Annotated in this window: 2 protein-coding genes; both read left to right on the top strand. The window is 63.2% G+C overall.

The annotated features are described in order from the left end of the window. The first annotated feature begins 78 nt into the window (after positions 1 to 78). A complete protein-coding gene (locus ABZ909_RS43610) occupies positions 79 to 522 on the top strand; it encodes a transposase (protein ID WP_357012385.1) in 444 nt (147 codons plus the stop codon). Beyond that, a complete protein-coding gene (locus ABZ909_RS43615) occupies positions 519 to 1,532 on the top strand; it encodes a DDE-type integrase/transposase/recombinase (RefSeq protein WP_357012387.1) in 1,014 nt (337 codons plus the stop codon). Before ABZ909_RS43610 ends, ABZ909_RS43615 begins: the two co-directional genes overlap by 4 nt. Positions 1,533 to 1,560 lie beyond the last annotated feature (28 nt).

Here is a 1,560-nt window from a genome sequence, read left to right on the forward strand (position 1 = left end):
CCCTATCTGCCAGACTCGCGTGAGACATGGTGACCCAGTAGTTCTCTGACGATATGGGCGAGATCGGATGTTCTGAGCGTGACGTTGAGTGTTGCCGACCTGGCCGCCGGGGATGATGGTGGTGTGGCGGGCAAGAAGAAGGGCCCTCGGGCCGATCGACCCAAACGGCGTACTTTCACCGCCGAGTACAAGATGGCGATCGTCGCCGAGTACGAGCAGTTGACCGAGCCCGGTGCCAAAGGCGCGTTGCTACGCCGCGAGGGCCTGTATCACTCGCACGTGATCGACTGGACTCGGCTGCGTGACGCGGGATCGTTGAACGCGTTGGCCGCCAAGCCCTCCGGCCCGAAACCCACCAAGTCCGAGTCGGATCGACGGGCGGAGAAGTTGGAGGTCGAGAACGCCCGCCTGGTCGCGGAGTTGGCCAAGGCCAAGCAAGCGAACGAGGTGTTGGGAAAACTTGCCGAGTTCTTGGAGCTGCTGTCCAACAACTCGGGCAACGACACCAAGCAGACCCCATGATCGAGGCCGCCGTCACCGACCTGCAACCCCTGCTCGGTGTCGTGGCGGCCTGCCGGCTGACCGGTAGATCCCGTGCCACTCACCATCGCCGAGCGCACCCGAAACTCCCGGTGCAGGGCCCTGCGCGGGCGCGGGCACCGCATCCGGCGGCATTGACCGCCGCCGAACGCCGACATGTCCTGGCGGTGCTGCGCCAGGACCGGTTCGTCGACAAATCCCCTGCGCACGTCTGGGCGGTATTGCTGGATGAGGGGAGCTATCTGTGTTCGATCTCCACGATGTATCGAATCTTGCGTGCCAACAATGAGATTCGTGAACGCCGCCATCAAGCCAGCCACCCTCCTCGGGCGCGCCCGGAGTTGGTCGCGACCGGACCGAATCAGGTGTTCAGCTGGGACATCACCAAGTTGAAAGGCCCACAGAAGGGCCTCTACTACGACCTGATGGTGATGTTGGATATCTTCTCCCGCAAGGTAATTCATCACAAACTCGTGCCGGAGTCCGCGGTCGCGGCGCAACAGTTCATGAGAGAGGCGTTCGCCGCGAACAACGGTGTCGTCCCTACGCACGTGCATTCCGACAACGGACCGTCGATGACCAGCAAGAACGTCGCCCAATTGTTGGTCGATCTCCATATCACCCGCAGTCTGTCGCGCCCGCACGTGAGCAACGACAACCCGTACTCCGAGGCCGGGTTCAAAACCCTCAAATATTGCCCGGCCTTCCCGGGCCGGTTCGCTTCGCTCGGTGAGGCGAAGTGGTTCTGCGACAAGTTCTTTCACTACTACAACACCGAACACCGCCACAGCGGTATCGGCCTGCACACCCCAGCGTCGGTGCACGACGGCACCGCCGCCGAGATCCGGGCCCGCCGAGCGCAGGTCCTGGCCGCCGCCTACGCCGCCAACCCGAACCGATTCCGTGGCACACCGCCACCGCCCAAGCTCCCAGAAGCGGCCTGGATCAACCCGCCTCCGAAGGAGAATGCCGACACAGAACAGGCAGCCTGACCCGTCTCATCCGGTTTGACAGATTCCG

It is taken from the genome of Nocardia sp. NPDC046763 (genome assembly GCF_040645495.1).
GTDB lineage: Bacteria > Actinomycetota > Actinomycetes > Mycobacteriales > Mycobacteriaceae > Nocardia.

Bases quoted from the DNA above. Each gene is read 5' to 3' on its own strand.
- ABZ909_RS43615 (WP_357012387.1), top strand. From the start codon at position 519: ATGATCGAGGCCGCCGTCACCGACCTGCAACCCCTGCTCGGTGTCGTG.